The sequence below is a fragment of the Novosphingobium sp. genome, assembly GCF_036820275.1.
In the GTDB taxonomy this organism is placed as follows: Bacteria; Pseudomonadota; Alphaproteobacteria; order Sphingomonadales; family Sphingomonadaceae; genus Novosphingobium.
On record NZ_DAISLT010000030.1, the window covers coordinates 12,591 to 36,151 of the forward strand.

The 23,561-nt window shown below is 66.1% G+C and carries 17 protein-coding genes; 6 read left to right on the forward strand and 11 right to left on the reverse strand.

All coding sequences use genetic code 11. The features are described 5' to 3' along the window. Nucleotide 1 precedes the first annotated feature (1 nt). The 4 genes from V7066_RS20115 (at nucleotide 2) to V7066_RS20130 (ending at nucleotide 7,703) form a co-directional block, all read left to right on the forward strand. Nucleotides 2–1,840 carry an ABC transporter ATP-binding protein gene (locus V7066_RS20115; RefSeq protein WP_334184761.1) on the forward strand — a complete coding sequence of 613 codons (1,839 nt, stop codon included), beginning with the start codon at nucleotides 2–4 and terminating at the stop codon, nucleotides 1,838–1,840. Then, complete coding sequence (locus V7066_RS20120) at nucleotides 1,827–3,725, forward strand: ABC transporter ATP-binding protein (RefSeq protein WP_334184762.1); 1,899 nt, start codon at nucleotides 1,827–1,829, stop codon at nucleotides 3,723–3,725. The genes V7066_RS20115 and V7066_RS20120 overlap by 14 nt, the downstream gene beginning before the upstream one ends. A 316-nt stretch (nucleotides 3,726–4,041) precedes the next feature. Next, complete coding sequence (locus V7066_RS20125) at nucleotides 4,042–6,609, forward strand: TonB-dependent receptor plug domain-containing protein (RefSeq protein ID WP_334184763.1); 2,568 nt, start codon at nucleotides 4,042–4,044, stop codon at nucleotides 6,607–6,609. A 26-nt stretch (nucleotides 6,610–6,635) separates the two neighbouring features. After that, nucleotides 6,636–7,703 (forward strand): ABC transporter substrate-binding protein, encoded by a 1,068-nt coding sequence (locus V7066_RS20130; protein ID WP_334184764.1) that lies wholly within the window; start codon nucleotides 6,636–6,638, stop codon nucleotides 7,701–7,703. A gap of 40 nt (nucleotides 7,704–7,743) precedes the next feature. Here the strand turns inward: V7066_RS20130 and V7066_RS20135 are convergent, their stop codons facing one another. The 9 genes from V7066_RS20135 to V7066_RS20175 all read right to left on the reverse strand — a co-directional run bounded on the left by V7066_RS20135 (nucleotide 7,744) and on the right by V7066_RS20175 (nucleotide 18,747). Then, nucleotides 7,744–8,781: a sigma-54 interaction domain-containing protein gene (locus V7066_RS20135; RefSeq protein ID WP_334184765.1), complete on the reverse strand. Its 1,038-nt coding sequence runs from the start codon at nucleotides 8,779–8,781 to the stop codon at nucleotides 7,744–7,746. 139 nt (nucleotides 8,782–8,920) lie between these two features. Further along, the gene (locus tag V7066_RS20140) at nucleotides 8,921–10,729 is read right to left on the reverse strand and encodes an ABC transporter ATP-binding protein (protein WP_334184766.1); all 1,809 of its coding nucleotides are present in this window, start codon (nucleotides 10,727–10,729) and stop codon (nucleotides 8,921–8,923) included. Next, nucleotides 10,726–11,622 (reverse strand): ABC transporter permease, encoded by an 897-nt coding sequence (locus tag V7066_RS20145; RefSeq protein WP_334184767.1) that lies wholly within the window; start codon nucleotides 11,620–11,622, stop codon nucleotides 10,726–10,728. The genes V7066_RS20140 and V7066_RS20145 overlap by 4 nt, the downstream gene beginning before the upstream one ends. Further along, the gene (locus tag V7066_RS20150) at nucleotides 11,619–12,740 is read right to left on the reverse strand and encodes an ABC transporter permease (RefSeq protein ID WP_334184768.1); all 1,122 of its coding nucleotides are present in this window, start codon (nucleotides 12,738–12,740) and stop codon (nucleotides 11,619–11,621) included. The genes V7066_RS20145 and V7066_RS20150 overlap by 4 nt, the downstream gene beginning before the upstream one ends. A gap of 52 nt (nucleotides 12,741–12,792) precedes the next feature. Then, complete coding sequence (locus tag V7066_RS20155; protein WP_334184769.1) at nucleotides 12,793–14,004, reverse strand: LLM class flavin-dependent oxidoreductase; 1,212 nt, start codon at nucleotides 14,002–14,004, stop codon at nucleotides 12,793–12,795. Nucleotides 14,005–14,018: 14 nt separating this feature from the next. After that, nucleotides 14,019–14,762: a class II aldolase/adducin family protein gene (locus V7066_RS20160; RefSeq protein WP_334184770.1), complete on the reverse strand. Its 744-nt coding sequence runs from the start codon at nucleotides 14,760–14,762 to the stop codon at nucleotides 14,019–14,021. A 20-nt stretch (nucleotides 14,763–14,782) separates the two neighbouring features. Next, nucleotides 14,783–15,841, reverse strand: coding sequence for an ABC transporter substrate-binding protein (locus V7066_RS20165; RefSeq protein ID WP_334184771.1), 1,059 nt, complete (start codon nucleotides 15,839–15,841; stop codon nucleotides 14,783–14,785). Nucleotides 15,842–15,971: 130 nt separating this feature from the next. Then, nucleotides 15,972–17,504 carry an ABC transporter substrate-binding protein gene (locus tag V7066_RS20170; protein ID WP_334184772.1) on the reverse strand — a complete coding sequence of 511 codons (1,533 nt, stop codon included), beginning with the start codon at nucleotides 17,502–17,504 and terminating at the stop codon, nucleotides 15,972–15,974. Between the two features lie 10 nt (nucleotides 17,505–17,514). Beyond that, on the reverse strand, nucleotides 17,515–18,747 hold the full coding sequence (locus V7066_RS20175; RefSeq protein WP_334184773.1) for an LLM class flavin-dependent oxidoreductase: 1,233 nt from the start codon (nucleotides 18,745–18,747) through the stop codon (nucleotides 17,515–17,517). A 296-nt stretch (nucleotides 18,748–19,043) separates the two neighbouring features. On the opposite strand from V7066_RS20175, the gene V7066_RS20180 reads away from it, so the two are divergent. Continuing rightward, nucleotides 19,044–20,615 (forward strand): ABC transporter substrate-binding protein, encoded by a 1,572-nt coding sequence (locus V7066_RS20180; RefSeq protein ID WP_334184774.1) that lies wholly within the window; start codon nucleotides 19,044–19,046, stop codon nucleotides 20,613–20,615. Between the two features lie 25 nt (nucleotides 20,616–20,640). Further along, the gene (locus V7066_RS20185) at nucleotides 20,641–21,657 is read left to right on the forward strand and encodes an ABC transporter substrate-binding protein (RefSeq protein WP_334184775.1); all 1,017 of its coding nucleotides are present in this window, start codon (nucleotides 20,641–20,643) and stop codon (nucleotides 21,655–21,657) included. 53 nt (nucleotides 21,658–21,710) lie between these two features. On the opposite strand, the gene V7066_RS20190 is transcribed toward V7066_RS20185, so the two are convergent. Continuing rightward, the gene (locus V7066_RS20190; protein WP_334184776.1) at nucleotides 21,711–22,298 is read right to left on the reverse strand and encodes a malonic semialdehyde reductase; all 588 of its coding nucleotides are present in this window, start codon (nucleotides 22,296–22,298) and stop codon (nucleotides 21,711–21,713) included. A gap of 13 nt (nucleotides 22,299–22,311) precedes the next feature. Further along, a complete protein-coding gene (locus tag V7066_RS20195) occupies nucleotides 22,312–23,493 on the reverse strand; it encodes an LLM class flavin-dependent oxidoreductase (protein ID WP_334184777.1) in 1,182 nt (393 codons plus the stop codon). Between the last annotated feature and the right edge of the window lie 68 nt (nucleotides 23,494–23,561).

The window sequence follows — 23,561 nt, forward strand, 5'->3', positions numbered from 1 at the left end:
GATGACAAACCCCAGACCCGTGCCCTCCCGCGCGGCGCAGCCCAGCGGCGCGTCGCCGCTCGCCGCCTATCCCCTGCTCCGCAGCCTGGCGCTCTACCGGACGATTCCGGTGCTGTTCACAGCCACCTTCACGCTTTTCTGCGTCATCCATCTCAGTCTCGCGCTCCAGCAATGGCTGGTCGGCCGGGCACTGGACGCCGTAAACACCGGCAAGGCGGCCACGCGTCTGGCCGACGGCACGATCGACTTCAGCGTCGCCTGGCACTGGACGACGCTGCTCGTCGGCCTCGCGGCCGGGCGGGGCGTGCTTCAATATGTCTCCGGGATGTGCAGCATCCGCGCCAGCCAGTCGCTGCTCTCGACGCTACGCGAGAAAATCCTCCTCCAGGTGCAGACGCTCCATCTCGGCTATCACTGGCAGCACGGCATGGGGGAGATGATTACCCGCACCACCCGCGATGCAGACAAGCTGCGCGATGCCCTGGTCGCGTTCTGGCGCCAGACCGTGGAAACTGCGCTCGTCGTAACCGCCGCCATGGGTCTGCTGTTCTGGTACGACTTCCTGCTGGGCCTGGTGCCGTTTCTGCTGACCCTGTTCGGCTTCTGGATCTTCGTCCGCCAGACGGATACCCTGGTCGTGCTGGACCGCAATGTCAGCGACGCCTACGATCAGGTCAACCAGGACCTTTCCGAGGGCATCGGCGGCGTCCGCGTCATCAAGTCCTTCCGCCTCGAACAGGGTCGTATCCGCAAGTTCCGGGGCCATGTCGGGTTCTTCCTCGACCAGTCCCGCCACGCCCTCGCCTGGTGCAGTTCGCGCATCCCGATCCCGCAGGCGGTCGTGGCGCTGGGGCACGTCTGGATCATGGCTTACGGCGCGCACCTCGTCGTCGCCGGCAGGCTGGGCGTCGGCGAACTGGTTTCCGCGCTGCTGATCGCCACCACTCTGGTCTTCAGGGTCGAGACGGTCGGCCGCGTGATGCGCATCTTCGCCGACGCCCGCGCTTCGGCCGCGCGCATCTGGAATCTACTCGACGAGCACCCCGCCATCGTCGACGGCAGTGCAGCGCTCCCCCAGGGAGCCCTCGGTTTCCGCCTGGATGCGGTGCGGCTGCTGGCACCGGGCGGTGAGACGGCCATTCTCGAAGATTGCAGCATGACCCTGGAGCCGGGGCGGATCGTGGCTCTGGTGGGGGCCACGGGTTCGGGAAAAAGCTCGCTGGCGGCACTGTTGCCGCGCCTTGCCGACGTCAGCGGCGGCGCCGTCTCGATCGGCTCCGAGGCAGTCGGCTGGCACGACGTTCGCGGTCTCGACCTGTCCGACCTGCGCCGCCGGGTCCATGTCGTGCCGCAGGACATCTTCCTCTTCTCGGACACTCTGGCCGCCAACTTGCGCGCGGCGGCGCCGGGGGCCGACGATGATGCTCTGGTCGAGGCGCTTCGCCTCGCCGGGGCCGGTGAACTGCTGGAGCGCCTGCCCGACGGGCTGGATACACGCATCGGCGATCGCGGCGTAACCCTGTCCGGCGGCCAGCGTCAGCGCCTCTGCCTCGCCCGCGCCCTGCTCGCCGCCCCGGACATGCTCGTCCTCGACGATGCCACCAGCGCGCTCGACGCCGTCACCGAACGCACCGTCCTGCGCAACATCCGCGCGCTTCGCGCCGCGCACGGCGAGCCGATGACCGTTCTGCTCATCACCAGCAAGCTGTCCTCCGTCCTGCTCGCCGACCGGACCGTGGTTCTGGCCGGCGGTCGCATCGCCGCTGCCGGCACGCACGAAGACCTGCTGTCCGATCCGCTCTACCGCGACCTTCTGGGAATTGACCGTGCCGCCGCCTGACAACAAACGCGTCCTCAGCGATATCGAAATCGAGGAAATGCTGGCGCGCAAGGCGCTCGACCGGAGCATGTTCCGGCGTCTGGTTCCCCTGCTTGGCCCCGTGCGCAGGCAAGTGGCCGCGGTCTTCGCGCTGGAAACGCTGCTCGTCGGCATCGTCTTCGTCCGTCCCTGGTTCGTCGGGCAACTGCTCGATCATGGGCTGGTCAAGGGCGCACGGGGCTGGACGCTCGACGAAGGCCTGCTCGTCTGGCTGAGCATCGGCCTTGCCGTGACCTGGCTGGCCCGGTTCCTGTTCGCGGGACTGTCGGGATATCTTGCGGGTGCAGCCGCGCTCCATGTCCTCAACGACCTGCGCATCCGCATCTTCGAACATATCCAGGCGCTCAGCGTCGGCTACTTCGACCGCACCAAGGCAGGCCGCATCCTTTCCCGCGCCGACCGCGACGTGGACGCGCTGGAAGCCCTGCTGGTCCAGGGTCCGCCGGACATGCTTTCGGCCGTGCTGCGCTTCGGCGGGGCGGCGCTGATGCTGTGGCTGATGTCGCCCCTGCTGCTGCTGGCGCTGGCCAGCGTGGTGCCGTTCCTCGTCGTCGGAACCTGGCTGTTCAAACGGGTTTCGCAGCGCAGCTGGGCCGTCGTGGCGGAGAACCGCAGCCGCTTCACCTCGCATCTCGTCGAGACGGTGTCCGGGGTGCGCATGATCCAGCAGCTCGTGCGCGAGGAGCCCAACCGGCGGCGCTACCGCGAACTGCTATCCGACTTCGACGGCGCTCTCGTGCGCGGCAACATGCGCTCGGGCTGGTTCGCGCCGCTCAGTGGTCTGCTCAACGCGGCAGGCATGGCGATGATCCTGCTGGTGGGCAGCTACGGCCTGCTCGAAGGACAGATCACGCTGGGGCAGCTTGCCCAGAGCCTGTTCTATGTGATGCTGTTCCTCGGCCCGCTACAGGACTTCAACGACCTGTTCGAGCGCTACGCCTCCGGCTCTGCCTCGGCCCAGCGCATCTTCCTGCTGCTGGATACCCGGCCCGACATCCTCGACGCCGAAGAGCCGGTGCAGGTGCCTTCCCTCAGCGGCGAAGTGGAGTTCCGCTCGGTCGGCTTCTCCTATGCGCCGGGCGTGTTGCCGCAAGTGCTGCACGACCTTTCCCTGCATATCCGCGCCGGTGAAGTGCTCGCCGTTGTCGGCGCGACCGGGCACGGGAAGAGCACGCTCGTGCAGCTTCTCACCCGTTTCTACGAGGCGCAGACCGGACAGGTCCTGATCGACGGGATCGACGTGAAGCATATGCGCCAGTCGGAACTGCGCCGTCACGTCGGCGTAGTGCTTCAGGACAACGTCCTGTTCAGCGGCACCGTGCTCGACAACTTGCGCCAGGCTCGCCCGGAAGCACCCGACGAGGACCTGATCGAGGCGGCCCGCGCCCTCGATGCCGACGAAGTGCTGGGAAGGCTCGCCTTCGGCTATCACACGCAGGTCGGTCCGCTCGGCGCGAACCTCAGCCATGGCCAGCGGCAGCTCGTTTGCCTCGTTCGCGCCTACCTCACCGATCCGGCAGTGCTCGTGCTAGACGAAGCGACCTCGGCGGTCGACGTTCACACCGAACGCATGATCCAGCGGGCGCTCCGCCGGCTCTGCGAAGGGCGCACCGCCATCGTGATCGCCCATCGCCTCGCCACCATCCGCGACGCCGACCGCATTGCCGTCATCCGGGACGGACAAGTCGTCGAACTGGGGAGCCATGCGGAACTGACCGCGCTGGGCGGCGCCTATGCCCGGCTCTACGAGGCCTACGAGCGCCAGAGCGGGATCGTTACCGACGGTCAGCAGGAGCTGGCCATCGAAGACACGTCTTCACGTCTTCATGCGGCGGCAAAGCTTTGAATATTTCCGCAATATTTCTCAAAGATGTTCCGGGAAATAGCTGTTCTCAATCAGATTACAATTTCAGCCAAATCCACTGCTGCTATTGTCACACTTTCAATATTGAAATGCTGACAATGGCGCAGGCCACCCACTCAATCGACACCTCATAGAATTCAATAGCACGCAAATTCATATACTTGATCCGAATAAAGCAAATTGGCCCGCACCTTGCAATGTGTCGGCTTGCGGGGCGACCGCGCAGTATAACCGTTCAGATCGAAAGCTGCGCGAACCGCAAATACCAACAGCAACACAGCGGTTCGGAGCAATCTGCATGATTTCGATCAAAGGCTACTTCCTGCGTGGTTCGGCCATCTCGGCCCTGGCATTGACCGTCGCGGCGTTGTCCACCACGGCGAGGGCGGAGACGGTTTCCACAGCGGAGCTGGAAAGCGCGGACGGGGCAGGCAATATCGTCGTCACCGGCGCGCGGAGTGCGGGCCGCACCGTGGAGAACAGCCCGACCCCGATCGACGTGCTGCCCGCCGAGACCCTGCGCCAGGCCAACCAGGCCAGCCTCCTGCAAACCCTGAACGATACCCTCCCCTCCTTCAACGTGCCCAACATGCCGGGTTACGGCATCAACACCTTCATCCGCGCGGGACAGCTTCGCGGACTGAGCAGCGGCCACACCCTCGTCCTCATCAACGGCAAGCGCCGCCACGTCACCGCCCGGCTGGGAGTCAACGACGTGGGCGTCGCCGCGGTTGATCTCGGCCTTGTCCCGCTGAGCACGATTGACCGGGTCGAAGTCCTGCGCGACGGCGCCTCCGCGCTCTACGGTTCGGACGCGATCGCGGGCGTCATCAACATCATCACCCGTAAATCGGCCGAAGGGGGCGAAGTCAGTGCCCGGGCCGGGCAATACTACCAGGGCGGCGGCTGGGTCCAGCAATACGACGCCGGTGCCGGTCTTCGATTGGGGGACGGCGGGCACCTCTACCTTTCGGGCCAGTACGTGGACCAGAAGCAACTGTTCGCCGACGGCGACGTGCCGGACAATATCCTGTTCTATTTCCCGCGTGATGCATCCGGCAATCCGGTGCTTCCCGCAGGCAATGCCTCCACTGCCCCCACCCTGCCCGCGGGCGCCACGCCCGATCCGCGCGAAGCGACGGTCGATCGCCGCCGGATCTTCGGCGCGGCGGGCGGCGTGCCCAAGGCGCAGCTCGCCTCCTTTACCGCCGACCTCGGCCTTCCGCTGGGAGACGGCCTCGAACTTTACGGCTTCGGCGACTACTCCTGGCGCAAGGGCCGCTCGCCGCAGCATTACCGCTTTCCCTCGCGCGACCAGAACGTGCGCGCGATCTGGCCCGACGGCTTCACACCCTATAGCGGCGTGGTCGAAAACGACTTCTCCGCCCTGCTCGGCCTTCGCGGCGAAATCGGCGACGGTTGGAACTGGGACCTCAGCAGCGGCTACGGACAGGACGACATCGACACATACGTCTACGATTCCGTCAGCCCCAGTTACGGCCTCCAGAGCCGGACCGACTTCTTCCTCGGCAATTATCGCTATACGGCCTGGACCTCGAACCTCGATATCCGCAAGAGCACCGAGGAAGGCTTGTTCGGTTTCGGCACGGACTGGTCGCTGGGCGCCGAGTTCCGGCGCGAGACGTACCGCCGTACCGCCGGTGAAGAGCAATCCTGGGGATACGGCGGCCAGCCCATTCTCGACGGCCCCAACGCGGGCAAACCGATCTCGCTGTCGGATGCGGGCTCCCAGGCCGACACCGGCGTCCGGCCCGAGGATGCGGCGAGCGACGAGCGCAATTCCTACGCCTTCTACGCCGGGCTGTCCCTACGGCCGAGCGAGCGGGCCACGCTCGATCTGGCGGCCCGCTACGAACGCTATCAGCGCGCCGGGGACGTACTGACCGGCCGCGTGTCGGGACGCTACGAGATCGTCCCCGGCCTTGCCGTTCGCGGCACCGCCAGCACCGGCTTCCAGGCGCCCGCGCTCGCCGCGCTGACCTTCCGCCAGACCAACGTGACCGTGAACCAGACCAACCACATCCTTTCGGTCGGCTCGCCCGAGGCGCAGGCGCTCGGCGCCAGGCCGCTCAAGCCCGAGCGATCGACGAACTTCAGCTTCGGCCTCGTGGCACAGCCGGCCAGCGACGTGAACCTGACCGTCGACCTCTATCAGGTCCGCGTGAAGGACCGCATCTCGCAGATCGGCGCATTCCGGGAATCCACACATCCCGGATCGGGCGTGCTGGTCCAGGCCGCCTCACCCACTTTCGGGCCGGACGACAGCATTTCCTATCTCATCAACGCCGGCACGACGCAAACGCGCGGTGTCGATGTCGTGCTGGACGGCAAGGTCGAAGTCGGCCCCGGCGCGATCCGCTGGAGCCTTGCGGGCAACTACAACAAGACGAAGCTGCTGGATGTGGCCGATACTCCAGCGGTTCTCCAGCAGTTCAACATCGTGCTGATCTCCACCACCACGCAGGCGCAGATCCTCTATCGCGCGCCTCGCCTCAAGGCGATCGGATCGTTGAACTGGGAATCCGGCCCGTTCTCGCTCGGCCTGCGCGGTACTTATTACGGCAAGATCAACCGCTCCTACACGCTGACACACGCCAGCGGCCCGAACACCATCGAACTCGTCAACGTGGGCAATATCTTCGTCACCGATCTCGAAGCCGGTTACGACTTCACCGAGAGACTGGGCCTTCGCGTCAACGTCAACAACCTGTTCGACGCGAAGCCCGCGCAAGTTCCGAAGAACGCCACGTCCCGCTGGCCGTTCTCCTCCGTCGCCTACGTGCAGGACAGCCCGGTCAATCCGCTCGGCGGCTTCTATTCCGCCACCCTTACTTATCGCTGGTAATTTCAACGCGCCCGAAGGAGGCCATCATGACGCAAGCCATAGACACGATCTGGTTCACCCGCTGCCCCGTGCCCACCGCCACCGGCCTCGCCTACAAGCTGGGCTGGCTGGACGCGGAATTCGCGCCCGACGGCATCGCCGTCTCGACGTTGCAGGACAATCGGGGGCAGGACAATCGCGGAACCGACCTAGCCCGCCATCATTACGACCACCAGCTTCCCTCGCTCATCCGCGAGGGGGGCAACCTGCTGGCCATCGCGGCGCGGGCGCAAGGCGCGCCGAGCCGCCTGATCGGCCTCACCTGGATCGACGAGGCGCAAGCGATCCTCGTCCGTCCCGGCTCGGGCATAACCCGTCCGGAAGACCTCAAGGGCAAGCGCGTCGCCCTGCCCGGTTGGAGCGAAAAGCCCGACGCGGCGCACGTGCGCGGCTCCAGCATCGCGCGCGGCATGAGCCTGCACGGCGTCAAGGGCGCGCTCGCCTATGCCGGGCTGAGTTTCGATGACGTCCACTTCGTCGAGGTGGCAGCGCGAGCCGCTCCGCAGGAAGATCCGCGCGCCCAGCTCCAGTCGCTTTGGAGTGGGCTTGCCGACCTTGTCGACGGGCGGGTCGATGCCGTCTACGTCAAGGGCGCCTCGGCCATCGACGCCGCCAACCGGCTGGGGCTGGAAGTCGGCATCGACCTCGACAAGCTGCCCGAACGCCGTTGGCGCGTGAACAACGGCACGCCGCGGCCGATCACGGTGCATCAGGATCTGCTCGACAATCACTTCGATCTCGTGGTGCGCTTCCTCGAACGCACGCTCGCCGCGGCCGACTGGGCCGGGACCAACCAGCAGAAAGTGCGCGAACTGCTGCAGGGCGAGACCCGCGCCGGGGCCGAAGGCGTCGCCCGCGCCTATAGCGACGAGACTCTGGCCGACCTGCACCCCGATCTCTCCGAAGAGCGCCTCACCCTGTTCGAACAGCAGAAGGCGTTCATGTACGTCCACAACCTGCTCGACCGCGACTTCGCGCTCTCCGACTGGGTGGATGCCCGCCCGCTCGAAGCCGCGCGCCAGCGGCTGCGCGAACGCGCCGCGGAAGCCGAGTAAAGGGAAGGCCGGGCGGCGGGCGCAGGGCCTGCCGCCCGGCTCAATCGCCGATAAGGCCCGCGTTCTTCAGGTAGGTCCTGATCACGTTGCGAGTGACGCCCAGCGCCTGCGCCGTACGGACCTGATTCTCGTTGGAGAGGGCGAAGGCTTCGCGGACCGCCAGATCGATCAGCCGGTCCAGCAACTGCGGCTCTCCCGTGGAGATCAGTTGCGAAAGCGTCGCGCGGAGGTGTTCCAGCCCATGCCCGTCGCCACGCGCCTCCGCGGCGCTCGCCAGGGGGTCCGTAGGCAACCCGAGATGCTCCGGCTCGATCATCTTGCCCGGCGCGACCAGCGTGGCACGCTGGATTACGTTTTCGAGTTCGCGGATGTTGCCGGGCCAGGCGTAGCGGAACGCCACGTCTTCAGCATCCGGGCTCAATTCGATTGCGGGCGAACCGGATTTCTCTCCATAGACGCCCAGAAAATGACGGGCGAGCGGCAGGATGTCGGCAGGACGTTCGCGCAGCGGCAGCAGCGGCAAAGTCACCACGCCGAGCCGGTAATAGAGATCCTCCCGGAACTTTCCGGCTTCCACGGCAGCGCGCAGATCGACGTTGGTCGCGGCGATGAGGCGCACGTCGAGGCTGACCGGCCGCCTTGCGCCCAGACGGACCACTTCGCGTTCCTGAAGCACCCGCAGCAGCTTGACCTGAAGGGGCTGCGGAAGGTCGCCCACTTCGTCGAGGAACAGGGTTCCGCCATTGGCCGCCTCGAACCAGCCTTCGCGGGCATTGTGGGCACCGGTGAAGGCTCCCCGCTCGTGCCCGAACAGTTCGCTCTCGACCAGTGTTTCGGAAAAGGCGCCGCAGTTGACCGCGATGAAAGGCCGGTCCGCGCGGCCGCTGAGCTGGTGGACGTGGCGGGCGACGAGCTCCTTTCCGGTCCCCGTCTCGCCGGTGATCATGATCGTCGCATTGCTCGGCGCGGTCCTCTCGATCAACGGCAGAAGCGCCTTTGACCGAGGGTCGGAGAAGATGAATGTCCGTGCCCGGATCGCCAGGGCCGAAACCTCGAATTTCAGGATCGTATCGCGCATGTCGAAGCCCCGTGCTTGTCGCTCCCAGCTTTCAAGCCAGTGCGGTGGTCCGCTTCCACTTGTCGGATCGACGCTAACACCAATTGTCTACTAAAACAGTTGAGAATTCTTGATTGACACGAAGCTGGGCTTTAGTCGCTCATGCAGCCGTCCCGTGAAGGCGCGGAGAATCGGCGACAAGGCTCCGCGTATAGTCATGCTCTGGCTGGTCGAGCACCCGGTCCGTCGGCCCTTGCTCGACAATACGCCCGTGCCTCAACACAGCCACATAGTCGGAAACGGCCCGCACCACGCCCAGGTCATGGGTGACGAACAGGATCGTCAGGCCCGATTCGCGTTGCAGCGAACGCAACAGGTCGATGATCGCCGCCTGGACCGAGACATCGAGCGCGGAGGTGATCTCGTCACAGATGAGCAGTTGCGGCTTGCAGATCAGCGCGCGGGCGATCGCGACGCGCTGCCGCTCCCCGCCGGAAAGATCGCGCGGATAGCGCTCCGCCAGTTCCGGCGCGAGGGCGACGCGGCGCAGGACTTCGGCCACTTTCTTGTCGGCATCGGCCGACCGGATCGGGAAGAAGTGCAGAGCGGCAGTCCGCAGGATCTGCCCTACGGTCTGGCGCGGATTCAGCGCCCGGAACGGGTTCTGGAAGATATACTGGATGCGTCGGCGCAGGTCCTTGCCCCGATCCCCCGCCAGTTCGAACGGGCGTCCATCGTAGAAGAACACGCCCGCCACGTCCTCAACGGCGCCGACCAGCGAGCGGGCAAAAGTGGTCTTCCCCGAGCCGCTCTCTCCGACCAGCGCGGTGCAATGCCCTTCCCGCAGCGACAGATTGACGTCGACCAGCACCTGGTTCGCGCCGTAATTAGCCGTTACCGCGTCGAGGACGGCCAACATGCGGCCTTCCCCTTCGGCCAGGGCCTTGCCCGGCCCGTTCGACAGCATCTGCGCGGTCGCACTGCCATCGAGGCGATCGCCGCGAATGGGGTGATGACAGGCCACGAGGCGTTTTTCGCCGAAGTCGCGTAAGGGCGGCCGCGCCTTGCATCTTGCGCTGCGCAGATCGCAGCGCGGCGCGAAGGCGCAGCCTTCCCCCCGGTCCTTCAGCGCCGGAGCGTGCCCCTTGATGGCCCGCAGCGCGTGTCTTCCGGAAATGTCGGGCACGGCATCGAGCAGGCCGCGGGTGTAAGGATGGGTCGGCGCCTCGAAGACCTGCTCCCGCGTTCCGCTTTCGACGATACGGCCAGCATAGAGAACGACGACCCGGTCGACCAGTTCGCGCACGACCGCCAGGTCGTGCGAAACATAGACGGCGCCGATCTCCCGCGTCCGGCAGAGATCTCGCACCGTTTCCAGAACTTTCGCCTGGGTGCTCACATCCAGCGCCGTCGTCGGTTCGTCCAGCACGATCAGCCGCGGCCGCAGCACGACGGCCAGCGCCAGCAGCACCCGCTGCTGCTGGCCGCCCGAAAGCTGGTGCGGAAAGCGGCGCAGAAACGCCGCATCTGCCGGAAGGCCGACGTCGGCTGCCGCTTCGGCTATTCGCTGGCGCCGGGCATCTCGCGAGAGTTCGGGCTGATGGACCCGCAACACTTCTTCGAGCAGCGAACCGATGCGGCGCATGGGATTGAGCGCAAGCGCGGGATCCTGCGCGACGTGGGAGATGACCGGTCCCCGCATCTGCCGCCGCCCGGCCTCGTCCAGAGCGAGCAGATCGCGCCCTTCCACCAGCACCGATCCTCCGGAGATCACGGCGCCGGCGCGCGCGTCGCCCAGCAGCGCGGTCGCAATGCTGCTCTTTCCCGAGCCGCTCTCGCCGACCACGCCGAGAATCTCTCCCGGTGCGACCGACAAGGCGATGTCTTCCACGATCGGAGTGCCGTCCTCGAGGGCGACGATCAGATCGCGGACCTGCAACAGGCTCCTGGCGAAAGCAACGACGCTCATGCCCGCGTCTCCCGTTCGCGGCGTTTGATCCCGCGCATCAGCGTGCGGGCGCGCGACTTCGGACCCCGCCGCGACGGAATGCGCGCCCCTGCCCTGGCGACGCTTTCTGCCAGGAGGTTGCTGCCGAGCGCGAAGAGGCCGATCATCGCCACCGGCGCCAGCACCGCCCATGGCTGGATCATCAGGCCCGCTCGGTTCTCGTTGATCATCAGCCCCCAGTCCGCCGCCGGCGGTGCCACGCCGTAGCCGAGGAAACTGAGGCCCGAGAGCATGCCGATCGCCCAGGTCAGCATGATGCCCAGATGCACCAGCAGCGGGGTCGAGATGTTCGGCAGGATTTCCAGCAGGACCACCCGCCACCAGGGATAACCCATCAGCCTCGCCGCCTCGATATATTCCTGGGAGGCGACGCCCAGCGTGACGCCGCGCGCCAGGCGGATCACTCCGGGAACGAAGGATACCGCCACGGTGAGGACGATGAGCCAGGGTGCGCGGCCCAGCATGGACACCACCAGAAGCACGAGAATGAGGTCGGGAAACGCAAGCAGGACGTCGGTGGCCCAGACCACGGCATGATCGATCCGGCGGCGGGATAGCCCTGCGGCGATGCCGATGATCGCGCCCGCTGCCAGCGCGATGGCGGAAGCTGCGAAACTCATCCAGAGCACGGAACGGCCACCTGCCAGAAGCCGCGACCAGACGTCTCGCCCGAGATAGTCGTATCCGAGTGGAGCCCCATGGTCCGGCAGACCGTAAGTAGGGCCGATCAGCGCGAGCGGCGACTGGGAAGCCGCGTGCGGTCCCAGCAGTGCGACGAGCAGTACGGTGGCGGCGAGAGTCGCTCCCAGCCGCGCCTGGGGATCGCGGCGCAAGTTGAAAAGACCGTTGCTCATACACCGCCCGCCTTCAGCTTGAGTTTCGCACGCGTCCCCGCGCGCAGACGCGGCCGTGACGAGGTGCGTAGTTTGGGAGTGACCAGAACCGTCGCGATATCGGCCAGGAGATTGATGGCCACCACGCCGATCGCCATCGTCAGGGTGATCGCCTGGATGACCGGAACGTCGCGCATCTCGATGGCGGCATTGAGAGCATTGCCGATGCCGGGATAGCTGAACACGACTTCGACGATCAGCCCGCCGCCGAGCAGCAGGCGGCTGGTCAAGGCGATCCCCTGGATCACCGGCACCAGTGCATTGGGCACCGCGTGGGTCCAGACAATCCGCCATTCCGAAATGCCGCGCAGCCGGGCCGCGGCGACATATTCCGCTTCCAGCGTCTCGATCATCGCCGAACGCACCAACCGCAGCAGGAACGGCGCGACGGTCAGGATCAGCGTCAGGGCGGGCAGGACCAGATAGGCGGGTTGCAACCACGGCGACACGGCCGGATCGAGCAGAGAAACCGCCGGAAGGATCGGAAACACAGTGGTTGAAAGCAGCAGAATGAGGCCGATGGCCAGGACGAAGGCCGGAAGCGCCTTGAACAGGATGACCGCATTCATCGTCCAGCGATCGAACCTGCTGTCCCGCCGGATCGCGAGAGCGATACCGCCGAGAAAGGCGATGGGAACCGCCAGAACGAGGACGATCGCCATGAGCACGGCCGAGTTGCCGAACCGGTTGGCCACGATCTTGCCTGCCGCCACGCTGGAATCCAGCGAAACCCCGAAATCCCCGGATGCGGCGCGCGATGCCCATTTCGCGTACTGGACGGGTATCGGCCGGTCGAGGCCAAGCTGATGCTGGAGCACGCGGATGCTGTCCTCGCTCGCATCCGGCCCCAGGATCACCCGCGCCGGATCGGACGGCAACGCCTGGGTCGCGGCGAAAACCAGCAGCGAGATCACGAAAGCCGTGGCGAGACCGGACAGCACTCGCCCGCCGAGCCAGGGGAGCCAGGCCGGGAGTGACAACCCCCTACCAGCATGTGCCCCCGGCTCGGCGACAGTGCCTGTCTCCGGCCGGCCCCCGTCGTTCGCCTGCAGGGGTTTGGGAGAGTAGATCGTCGCCATCTGATGCCCTTGCTTGTGTGCCTGCCGCTTCGATCGCCCGGCCCTGTGTCGGTCAGGCCGGAGCCTGCTCCAGCGCTCTTTCCCCGGAAGGAACCGCGCGCGGCCCCGCCACGCGGAGCGAAGGCACTTCGAAGCCGTGGTCGAGATCGAGCAGCGGGAACAGCAGTTCCGCCACCCGGTGCGCTTCCGAGATCAGCGGGAAACCCGAGAGGATGAAGGCATCGGTGCCCTGCTCGGCATACTCGCGGATGCGCGCCGCGACGTTCTGCGCACTGCCCACTAGCGTGGTGCCGGCTCCAGGCCCCATGATGTCGAAGCCGAACCATGCCGGTCCCACCCAGACGTTGGGATAGACTTCAAGATCCCGCGCGCTCGGCAAACGGCCGGACTTCACGATATCGATGTTGCGCTGCACTTGGGGATCGGGACTGCGGTAGGTCTCGATCGTTTCGCCGGGTGGCAGACGCATGCGGATCGACCGCAGCGCATGCTCCACCGACGAACGCTGGAGCAGCCATTCAGCATAGGCCCAGGCCTCCTCCTCGGTCTCGCGCACGACGACCTGAAGCCGCGTGCCGTACTGGAGCTTGCGCCCGATCTTTTCGGCTTCCGCACCGACCCGCCGGAACTTGTCGCCCAGCAAAGGCGGCGTATTGGCGAAGCTGAGGTAGGTATCGAGAAGCTTCACCGAATGGGCGACGCCCGGCGCCGAAGTGCCCGCGCCCCAGAGGGGAACCCCGGCCCGCTGGTAAGGCCCGGCCCAGACCCCCATCGGCGCGCCGCCCTCGGCGCGCGGTGCCAGCCTGACGAAGTTGCCTTCATAGCCGCTACGGTCCCCGGCGTAGACTTTCCGGAAGGCGTCCCAGTATTCGAAACTGAACTCGTAGCGCTCGTCATGGGGATAGTGCACGCCCAGCGCCGCCAGCCCGGCATCATTGCCGTTGACCACGTTGAACAGCAGGCGGCCTTTCGAGAAATGGTCGAAAGTCTGCGCGTACTTCGCCAACACGGCCGGCGAAAGCTCGCCGGGGTGCTGTGCGACGAGGAACTTCATCCGCTCGGTCGCCGGGATCATCGCGGCGGCCACGGCGAGGCTTTCGTAAGTGCTCGATCCCAGCAGCGCCCCGTAGAAGCCCAGCTTGTCGATCGTCTTGGCAAGCTGTTCGAGATGCTCGAAGCCGGTCTGCCAGCGCCCTTCCTCGGCCCAGGGATACGGGCCATCGGGCGCGGTCAGATACCAGAGCAGCTTTACGGGACGGGTCATGGATGTGCTCCGGCTCAGTCGAGATCGGTGACGGGCAGCAGGCCGAGGCTGCGGGCCTCGTCGTAGCGCTTGCTCATCTTCCACTGCTGGCGCAGCACGCCGGGACCGTAAGTCCGCGATCCGCCAAGCGCCTGGGCCTTGATCTGGATATCGGCGCCTTCTTCCAGCAGGAGAATGAATTCGGCCAGGTCGCGAAGCCCCTTCCAACCCCAGACCGTGGCGCCGCCGTTGGCTTCGAGGATCGCCGGGGTGAAGGGGTTTTCGGCCAGCTTCTCGTTGATGAAGTCCTGCTCGTCCTGCCGGCGATCGATATAGACCGGCAATTCGCGCGCGAGGTGGAAGCGCTGGACCGGCACATAGCTGATCGGCAGCGTGCGATGGCTCTGCGCCCAGGCGCCCAGATTCGGCGAGTGGACGTGGCTGAGCGAGGTGATCGTCGGGTTCTGGTTGAACACCTTCAGATAGCGTCCGTTCGGGCGCCCCTTGAAAGCCGTGCCGTCCAGTCCGGTCACGGTGAAGGACAGCGGCTTCACGCTGTGAATGCTGCGATCGAACGGATGCGGCAGGTTGACACTGACGATCTTGTCCTCGCCGGGCACGCGTTCGATAAAGCCCACGGTGCCGTTGGCGGTGATGGTGCCGGTCTCGCGGTAGGCGCGGAAGATTTCCGCCGCCTGTGCGACGACCTCATTCGCGAAATCGAGCACTGTCGAGTTGAGGGCATGGGTGTCTTCGGGGGTCTGGACTGCAGTAGCCATCTTGGGTCTCCTCGGTAAAATCAGGCGGCGCGGCTTCCCGCACGGCGTTCGAGAGCGGCTTCGAGCGGCCTGCGGTCGATCCACGCATCGACGTCCACGTCGTGTTCGAGGAAACCGTGAAGCCACAGGAAATTGGCCTGCTTCTTGAGCAGTCCGACCCGCTCCTCGGAAAGATCGGGGTGCAGGGAACGATGGAAGTTGTTGCGGTATGCGGCCTCTACGCTTGCGGCGCCCGCGTAAGTTTCCTTCTGCAGGATACCGCGCAAAGCGGGCAGGTTATGCGCCGCCCAATCGGCCGCGCGCAGCGTCTGTTCGAGGAACCGCACGACGAGATCGAAATGGTTGTCGAGCAGGTCGCGGCTGACGGTTATCGGGCGCGGCGTGCCGTTGTTGACGCGGGTGTGACGGCTGGGATAGCCGTCCAGATCGATCCCGACCACGACGCCCGCGCGCTTCGCGGCCTCCACCGCCGACGCGCCTTTCACATAGACGGCATCGACCTTGCCGGCCGCCAGAGCGTCGATCCCCGACCACATCCTGGCGAGATTGAGCGAGGAATCTTCCGAAGGCGGCGCCAGCGGCACGTCCACGAACGTCACGTCTTCCAGCGTCAGTCCGGCGATACCCAGCGCGCCCTTGATGCCGGCCAGCGACATGCCTCTGGCAATGCTGCTGCCGCGCGTGATGCTCCAGGCCGGGAGTGCGATCCGCAGGCCCTTGAGCTGGGCCGGTTCGATGGGGCCGGTTTCGCGGCGAACGAGGATCGCCTGCCACTCGTCGATCCAGGTCAGGCCGATCAGCCGCGTCGGCGTGCCCTTGGCCTTGGTGGCGAGTGCCGGAATGTTGCCGCCCTCGCGGAACAGCCCGGCCAGGTCATGTTCGTTGTGGTGGGCGCGCATGGCGCGCGGCTTGTCCTGCAGGGCTTCGACGCGAAGGCCGTCCCGCGCGAATTCCTCGCTCAGCCAGCCGAGCGAATGGGCGATCCCCGAAGCCGTCGGCACCGGGCAGCGGGTGAAGAGTATGCGTTCGAGACGGCCCGCTGCGGCCGCCTCGCCAAGGGTGTGAATATTGTCGGTCATTGGAACTCCGTCATGTCCGACGCCAGAGCAAGCACCGTGCCAATCGCGCATATCCGGCGATCCAGCACTCCGCCTCGGCATGAATGCGCAGATTTGCGCACTTCGCCTCGAAGGGACTGCGCGATTATGCTCACACCCACATCCGATCGAAGCGCCAGGTCGGGAAGTGCGAGTGCTCCGCCTCGATACCGCCGACGCGCGGGCCGACGCCGTCCAGAGTATTGGCGAAGCCCCAGATCAGCAGGCCGCCCTGCTCATGCTGGATGCGCTGCATCTGGTGGACAAGCTGCGAACGGGCCGCGAGACCGGGTTCGGCAAGGGCCTGGCCAAACAGGCGGGCAAAGACCGGATCGTGGAAGTTGGTCTTGTTGGATACCGAGGTCGGCGCATCGATATGGAGCGCGGTGGAAAGCCAGGGAACGCCCAGCGTTCCGCCCGTGCTGATCGACCAACTCGTTTTCGCCGAGCCAGCGAAAGTCGCGGCATCGACCTGGCGCAGACGCAGGTCCACGCCCGCCTTCTTCGCCTGTTCGGCCAGCACCAGCGCCGATGCGACATGGGGCGGGCCGACCACCAGTTCTGTGCGCAGGCCCTCCTGCCCGGCCTGACGCAGCAGACTGCGCGCCTGTTCGATATCCTGCCGTCTTTGCGCTATGCCCTGGTCGAACGTGGGATCCTGCGGCGCATAGAGGTCGTTGGCGATGCGCCCCTCTCCCTGAAGCGCCCGGCGCACCAGTTCCTCGCGGTCCACCAGCAGGCGAAACGCCTGCCGCACCCGCACGTCGGCGAAAGGCCCGTCTTTCGTGTTCATGTCGAACGACTGCCAGCCATTGGTCGGCGAAACGAGAATACGGGCACGACTGTCGCGCCGGATCAGACCGGCCTGTTCGGGCAGGATGGCATTCGCAAGATCGATCTGCCCTGCCAGAAGCGCACCGATGCGCGCCGTCTGGTCCTTGAACTCGATGATTTCGAGTTCGTCCGGGTAGGGGCGACCGGGCTTGAAGTAATTGTCGAAGCGCTTGAACGTGGCCCGCTGGCCCGGCTCGAACCGGTCGATCCGGTAGGGTCCCGCTCCGACGGGATTGCTGACCGGATGATAGTCCACCGGCACGATGCCGCCGAAGTTGGTCCAGGTTTCCGGCAGCGCCACGAAACCCCGCCCTTCCCGGATCGGGATGCGCACGGTGCGTTCGTCGAGCACTCTCGCGCCCTCGCGATCAACGGGTGAAACGAGCGCGCCGTAAGGAGAGGCCAGTGCCGGATCGGTGATCCGCCGGATCGAGAACAGCACGTCCTGCGCGGTAATCGTCTTGCCGTTGTGGAACTCCAGCCCCGGCTTCAGCCGGATGTCCCAGGCGCTGGCGTTGCGATTGGGCTCGACCGATTCTGCCAGGGCAAGACGCGGCTGCATGTTGCCGTCCCATTCCCAGAGCTTGGCATACATGGCAAAGCCCCGGATGGTGCTGCCTAACCCCAGCGGCTTGTGCGCGTCGAGATTTCCCGAGCGCTCGCCGTCGAGGATGCCCAGTCTCAATTTGCCGCCCCGCCGGGGTGCAGCGGGCGCCTCGCCCGCGCTTTCGCTGCGCCTGCCGCACCCCGACAGCAACAGCGCCGCACCCGCTGCCCCGCCGATCAGGCCGCGTCTCGTCAATCCGTCCATCGCCTGCTCCTCAACCGTTGCCGCGCGCGGCCAGCCCGCCGCCCGAAACCAGCGGAAGCGGCTGTTCCGTTTCCGGCCCACCTTCGTCGGCCAGCGCAAGGCGCGACGGACGGAAGCGCGGCAGGACGTGCTCGCCCAGCCGGTAGATCTCCTCAAGGTGGGGATAGCCGTTCAGGAAGAACCAGGAGATCCCGAGGTCGGCGAACTGCCTGATCTTCGCCGAGACGTTCTCGTAGCTGCCGACGAAAGCGAAGCCCGGCGGAATGCCGATGTAACCGAATCCGCCCCACAGATGCGGCTCCACGAAGAGGTCGTCGAAGTCGTTCACCTCGCGCCCGTTGTATCGTTCGAAGCGCGCGCGATTGGTATCGGACATCTGGGTCGAGCGCTCGGCGGCGGCCTTGACGGTGCCCGCACGGACGCCTTCGTCGAAGAAGCGCCTGGCTTCGGCATAGGCCAGTTCGTCCGTCTCGCGCGCTATGGCATCGACCGAGACGCCGAAACGGATCTTGTCGGCGCGACCGTACTTCGCCGCTCGTTCCTTCACATCGGCGATGTTCCGCGCGACATGCTCGGGAGATTCCGCGAGGACGAGGTAATAGTCGGAATGCCGGGCCGCGAGTTCCTTGGCGCCCTCGCTCGTGCCGGCGGAGCAGATCGTCGGTATCGGCGCCCGCGCCAGAGGGCCGCGCAGGCCGCCGCCGTCGGCTTCGTAATAGCGCCCCTTGTAGTGGAAGCTCTCGCTGCTCCAGAAGCCCTTCACCAGATCGAGAAACTCGATGGCCCGCGCATAACGCTCGTCATGGGGCAACGGCTCGCCATTGGCACGCAGCAATCCATCCGAACCGCCCTGGATCACGTTCCAAACGAGGCGTCCACCGCTGATCCGCTGGAAACTGGCGGCCATCTGCGTGGCCTGCCAGGGGCTGAAGTGTCCGGGATGGAAGGCATCGACGAAGCGCAGCCGTTTCGTTTCGCGCGCCAGCGCTGCCGAGACGATCCAGGGTTCGTCGCCGAACGGCGCATTGACGAGCAGCGCCCCGGAAAAACCGTTGATCTCGGCTGCGCGGGCCACTTGCGAGAGATAGTCGATATAGGCGAAACCGTCGCCGACCTCGAACGAGGAGACCGCGCCGGTGCTCAGGTGGGGCTGGCGGTTCCAGTCCCCCCGATTGCGGTTGTCTCCGGGAATGAACTGGGTCTCGCCGTGCAGGGGCAGGCGTGCGAAGAACTCGATGGTCATGACGGCACTCCACAAGATGTGCAGCCATGCAAAGCAGTATCCGTGCCAGTCGGCGAACCTCGGCGGTTTCTCGGCCGCCCTTCCTCCCGTTTGCGCAGAAATCAGCAATTCCGGCGATCGGGACTGCGCAACCTCGCGCAACCTTGACCGCCCGGAACGACGAGACTTGCGCCATCCCACGGTTGGCATGGCCCTTGCTCCCCTCCTTCGCCAACATCACGCAAGGAGAGCATCGTGTCCCCACCCCTGCCCCAAGCCGCCGACCGCGCAAGCGGCACGCACGGAGATGCCCAGCGATGAGCGGGATCACCTCGCACTCGCGCCGCGCCTTCCTCGCCCGCGGCGCGACCCTTTCGGGAGGCATCATGCTGGGCGGGAGTCTGCTCGCTGGATGCAGCGGGGAAAAGCAAGGCAAGGCTCCCTCTGGCGGCACGCCCAAGCGCGGTGGAAAAGCCCGCCTCGCGATCATCGCCGGCGCGCAGACCGGCAACCTTGACGCGCACAAGCCGCTCGGCACCGGATCGTTTCGCGGCTGGGCGCTTTACAGCAAGTTGTGGGAGTGGAAGCGCAACGCCAATCCCGGACTGGCTCTCGCCGAATTCGCGGAAGTCAACGACGATGCCACCGAATGGACGATCCGCCTGCGCAAGGGGCTGGAGTTTCACCATGGCAAGTCGATCTTGGCGCAGGATGTAGTGTTTTCGATCCTGCGGCTCACCGATCCCGGCCTCGCCTCTCCCTACGGCTCTTATCTGCCCTCGCTGCGGCGCGGAGACGTGAAGGCGCTCGACCCGCTGACCGTCCGCATTCCCTTCGAGCAGGGCCACGGCCTGGCTGCGCTTCCGGAACTGTGGATGAGCTGGGGCGGGATCGTGCCGACCGACTACGATCCGGTGCGCAATCCCGTGGGTGCCGGCCCTTACCGGTTGAAGAGTTTCACCCCCGGCCAGCGATCGGTGTTCAGCCGGTTCGAGAACTACTACAAGCAGGGCCAGCCCTATCTCGACGAAGTGGAGATCATCGACTTCAAGGATCCGATCGCCCGGCTTCAGGCGATGCAGACCGGGCAGGTCGACATTGCCCCGAGCATCGGCTTCGAGCAGCTCGCGTTCTTCAAGAACGCCGCCCAGTTCGAGGTCGTCTCTTCCGAGACCGACGCCTGGCACGGCTTCGCGATGAACCTGTCGAAGGCGCCGTTCGACGATCCCCGCGTGGCCAAGGCCTTCCGTCTGATCGCCGACCGCCCGGAACTGGTGAAACGCGTGCTGCATGGTCAGGGCCGCGTCGCCAACGATCTCTATTCCCCCAGCGATCCCACTTTCAACCACGCCATCCCCCAGCGCCGTCGCGACCTGGCCGAGGCGCGCAGCCTCCTGCGTTCCGCCGGGCATAGCGGCGGCCTGACCGTAGAGCTCGTCACCACGGCGGGGGCGGGCGGCAATGCGGCGATCGTCTTTGCGCAACAGGCACGGGAAGCGGGCGTCGAAGTGAAGATCAAGCTGGTCGACGATTCCATCTTCAACGGGCCGGACAAGAACAACTGGACCTTCAGCACCGTAGTTGGCGTCTCGCGTCCGTTCCTGCTCACGCTGCAACAGCACGACGGGCCGCGCTCGGCGGGAAACCGCACCCATTTCGACGATACCGAGTTCACCCGGCTGGTCACTGCCGCCGCCGCCCAGCCCGATGTCGAAAAGCGCAAAGTCCTCGTCGGCGAAGCGCAGCGCATCCAGCACGAGCGCGGCGGGCTTCTGATCTGGGGCTTCGCCAACAACCAGGACGCCGCCTCCAGCCTGATCGGCGGCGTGGCCCCGGACCGTACCGCCTTCTCCGCCTGGCGCACCGATGCCCTTTGGCGCCGCACCTGAGCCGTTTCAACGAAAGAACCTTGCCATGAGCGATACCGAAATCTGGTTCACCCGCTGCGGCGGAGCGACCGCCTCCACCATCGCAATCCAGCAAAACTTCCTGCACGACGAATTCGCGGACGGCAGCGCGGTGCTGCGCTCGCTCCAGGACTCGAAAGACCCCGCGCTACGCGAAAGCCACTTCGACCATTCGAACCCGGCGATGCTGCGCGAGGGGGGCAACATTCCCCCGATCTGGGCGCGATCGAAAGGCGCCGACACGGTGGTGCTGGCGATCAGTTGGGTGGACGAATTCCAGTCCATCGTCGTCCGTGCAGACAGCAACATCCGCTCGCTGGCCGAACTGCGCGGCAAAAGACTGGCGGTTCCGCTCTGCGCGGACATCTCCATCGACTTCCAGCGCGGCGCGAATCTCCATGGACTGGCCAATGGGCTGGCGATCGCGGGGCTTGGACCGGCGGACGTGACATTCGTCGATGTGCCGGTGGCGCGGGGCATCGGCAGCGGCTCGGGCTCGGCGGAACTCGAAGCCCTGTTCGACGGCCGCGTCGATGCGGTGTTCCTGCGCCAGTCCTCGGGCCTGCGCCTGTTCAACCAGCACGCGGAACGCCTGCGCGAGCTGGTCCGCCTGACCGAGCAGCCCGATCCCCTGCACCAGATCAACAACGGCACGCCGCGCCCGCTCACCGTGCATCGCCGGTTCCTTGCCGAGCATCGCGATCTGGTGGTGCGCTACCTGGCCGCCCTGATCCGCGCGGCCGATTGGGCCGAGGCCAATCCCGGCGAGGCGCTCGATGCCCTCACCCGCGAGGATGGCCGATCCGATCGCCGGACCATCGCCGCAACCTTCCCCCGCTACGCGACCAGCCTGCACCCGAAACTGACCGAGGGCTACATCGCCGGTCTTTCGGCGCAGAAGGATTTCCTTCGCGACTGGGGCTTCCTGGAAAGCGATTTCGACGTGCGCACGTGGATCGACCATGGGCCGCTGGCGGAAGCCTCGGTGCTTGTCGCGGCCGAAACTGCCGTCGCGGCCGAGTAGGACGAGGAAAGGGGGAGCGGCCAGCGAACGAACGCTCCCCTTTCTCCGGATACCTACACGATCTGCACCGCATCCTCGAAAGCCAGTCTCGGTCCTCGCTCGCGGATGTCCCGGCGATCGCCATAGCCCAGGTTGAGGACCAGCAGCGACCGGAGCCGACCGTCCGGAAAGAACGCCCGGTCCAGAGCGGCCGCGTCGAAGCCGGTCATGGGGCCTGCGTCCAGTCCCACCGCACGCGCCGCGACGATCAGGAACGCCGCCTGCAAGGCCGCGTTGAACGTGCCCGCTGAGCGGATGCGCGCTTCCTCGACGAAGAACGCGCTCACGTCGCGCCCCGGCAGGAGTGCAGGCAAATGCTCGAAGAACCGGCTGTCCCAGGCGACGATGGCGTTGAGCGGAGCAGCAAGCGTCTTTTCGCGGTTGCTGCCCGACAAGGCCGGAGCCAGTCTCGCCTTGCCCGCTTCGCTGCGGATGAAGACATAGCGCGCGGGCTGCGCGTTGAAGCCGGTGGGCGCCAGCTTGGCGAGTTCGTAGAGCGTCCGGATCGTCGCGTCGCTAACGGCGCGATCCTGGAAACGATGGTTGCTGCGGGCAGTGCCGAAGATCTGGTCCAGCGCTTCGGCGGCGAGTGGGGCGGTCATGACTGCCTGTCCTTCAATTGGCGGAAACGAACGAACGCGACCGCTGCGCATTGAGCAGCGGCACCTCGAAGCCGTGGTCGAGATCGAGCAGCGGGAACAACAGGTGCGCCACGCGGTGCGCTTCCTCGATCAGCGGCCAGCCGGAGAGAATGAATGCTTTGGTCCCCTGCGCCTCGAACCCGCGGATGCGCGCGGCGACGTTTTCCGCACTGCCGACAAGGGTGGTCCCCGCCCCCGGCCCCAGCAGTCCGAAACCGTGCAGCGCCGGGCCGGTCCAGATATTCGGGTAAATCTCGTAGTCGCGCGCCTTTGGCAATCGTCCGGCGCGGATCGCGGCGAGATTGCGGTTCACCTGCTCGTTCGGGCTGCGATAGGCTTCCAGCGTTTCGCCGCGCGGCAACTGTCGCCTCAGCGACTGGTGCGCGTAGTCGAGCGAGGTCTGGTCGACCAGCCACTGCGCATAATCCCAGGCCTCTTCCTCGGTCTCGCGCACGATGATCTGGAGGCGCGTGCCGAAATCCAGCGTACGGCCCAGCTTCGCCGCCTCGGCGCCGACGCGGCGGAACTTGTCGCCCAGCCGCTGCGGTGTATCCGCAAAGCTGAGGTAGGTATCGAGAAGCTGCACCGAATGCGCCACGCCGGGCGCCGAAGTTCCCGCGCCCCAGAGCGGCACCGGCGGCCGCTCGGCTCCGGCATGGGCGGGGCGATATCCCCCCTGCGGCGGCGGCGCCAGTTGCACGTATTTGCCATGGAAACCTTCGGGCGCCCCCGAATAGGCATGCTTGAAGGCGCGCCAGTATTCGAGGCTGAAATCATAGCGTTCGTCGTGCGCAAGATGCATGCCGTAGGCCTGCTGGGTTGCGTCGTTGCCGTTCACCGCATTGAGCGCCAGACGCCCGTTCGAGAACGTGTTGATGGTCAGCGCGATCTGCGCAAGCTTCGCGGGCGAGAGCAGACCGGGATGTATGGCCCCGAGAAACGTCATGCGCCGCGTTACCGGCAACGTCGCCGCCGCCACGGTGAGCACGTCGTTCCCGCCGTAGCCGGTCGCGAGCAGCGCACCGTAATAGCCCAGCTTGTCGATCGTCGCCGCAAGCTGCTGAAGGTGATCGAAGCCGGTATCCCAGCGCCCCTTTTCCTCCCAGGGCACGACACCATCGGGCGCCGTGAGATACCACAAGATCTTCACTGCCATGTCCGTCCAACCTCCTGCTCTATTCAGGCGGCGATGCCCACCGCGTTCGCGGCGCGAAGTCGCGTTTC

Excerpts from the sequence above, each read along its gene's own strand:
- V7066_RS20160 (WP_334184770.1), bottom strand. The coding sequence starts at position 14,762 with ATGGCTACTGCAGTCCAGACCCCCGAAGACACCCATGCCCTCAACTCG.
- V7066_RS20165 (WP_334184771.1), bottom strand. The coding sequence starts at position 15,841 with ATGACCGACAATATTCACACCCTTGGCGAGGCGGCCGCAGCGGGCCGT.
- V7066_RS20150 (WP_334184768.1), bottom strand. The coding sequence starts at position 12,740 with ATGGCGACGATCTACTCTCCCAAACCCCTGCAGGCGAACGACGGGGGC.
- V7066_RS20185 (WP_334184775.1), top strand. The coding sequence starts at position 20,641 with ATGAGCGATACCGAAATCTGGTTCACCCGCTGCGGCGGAGCGACCGCC.
- V7066_RS20125 (WP_334184763.1), top strand. The coding sequence starts at position 4,042 with ATGATTTCGATCAAAGGCTACTTCCTGCGTGGTTCGGCCATCTCGGCC.
- V7066_RS20145 (WP_334184767.1), bottom strand. The coding sequence starts at position 11,622 with ATGAGCAACGGTCTTTTCAACTTGCGCCGCGATCCCCAGGCGCGGCTG.
- V7066_RS20115 (WP_334184761.1), top strand. The coding sequence starts at position 2 with ATGACAAACCCCAGACCCGTGCCCTCCCGCGCGGCGCAGCCCAGCGGC.
- V7066_RS20175 (WP_334184773.1), bottom strand. The coding sequence starts at position 18,747 with ATGACCATCGAGTTCTTCGCACGCCTGCCCCTGCACGGCGAGACCCAG.
- V7066_RS20180 (WP_334184774.1), top strand. The coding sequence starts at position 19,044 with ATGAGCGGGATCACCTCGCACTCGCGCCGCGCCTTCCTCGCCCGCGGC.
- V7066_RS20155 (WP_334184769.1), bottom strand. The coding sequence starts at position 14,004 with ATGACCCGTCCCGTAAAGCTGCTCTGGTATCTGACCGCGCCCGATGGC.
- V7066_RS20195 (WP_334184777.1), bottom strand. The coding sequence starts at position 23,493 with ATGGCAGTGAAGATCTTGTGGTATCTCACGGCGCCCGATGGTGTCGTG.
- V7066_RS20135 (WP_334184765.1), bottom strand. The coding sequence starts at position 8,781 with ATGCGCGATACGATCCTGAAATTCGAGGTTTCGGCCCTGGCGATCCGG.
- V7066_RS20130 (WP_334184764.1), top strand. The coding sequence starts at position 6,636 with ATGACGCAAGCCATAGACACGATCTGGTTCACCCGCTGCCCCGTGCCC.
- V7066_RS20190 (WP_334184776.1), bottom strand. The coding sequence starts at position 22,298 with ATGACCGCCCCACTCGCCGCCGAAGCGCTGGACCAGATCTTCGGCACT.
- V7066_RS20170 (WP_334184772.1), bottom strand. The coding sequence starts at position 17,504 with ATGGACGGATTGACGAGACGCGGCCTGATCGGCGGGGCAGCGGGTGCG.
- V7066_RS20140 (WP_334184766.1), bottom strand. The coding sequence starts at position 10,729 with ATGAGCGTCGTTGCTTTCGCCAGGAGCCTGTTGCAGGTCCGCGATCTG.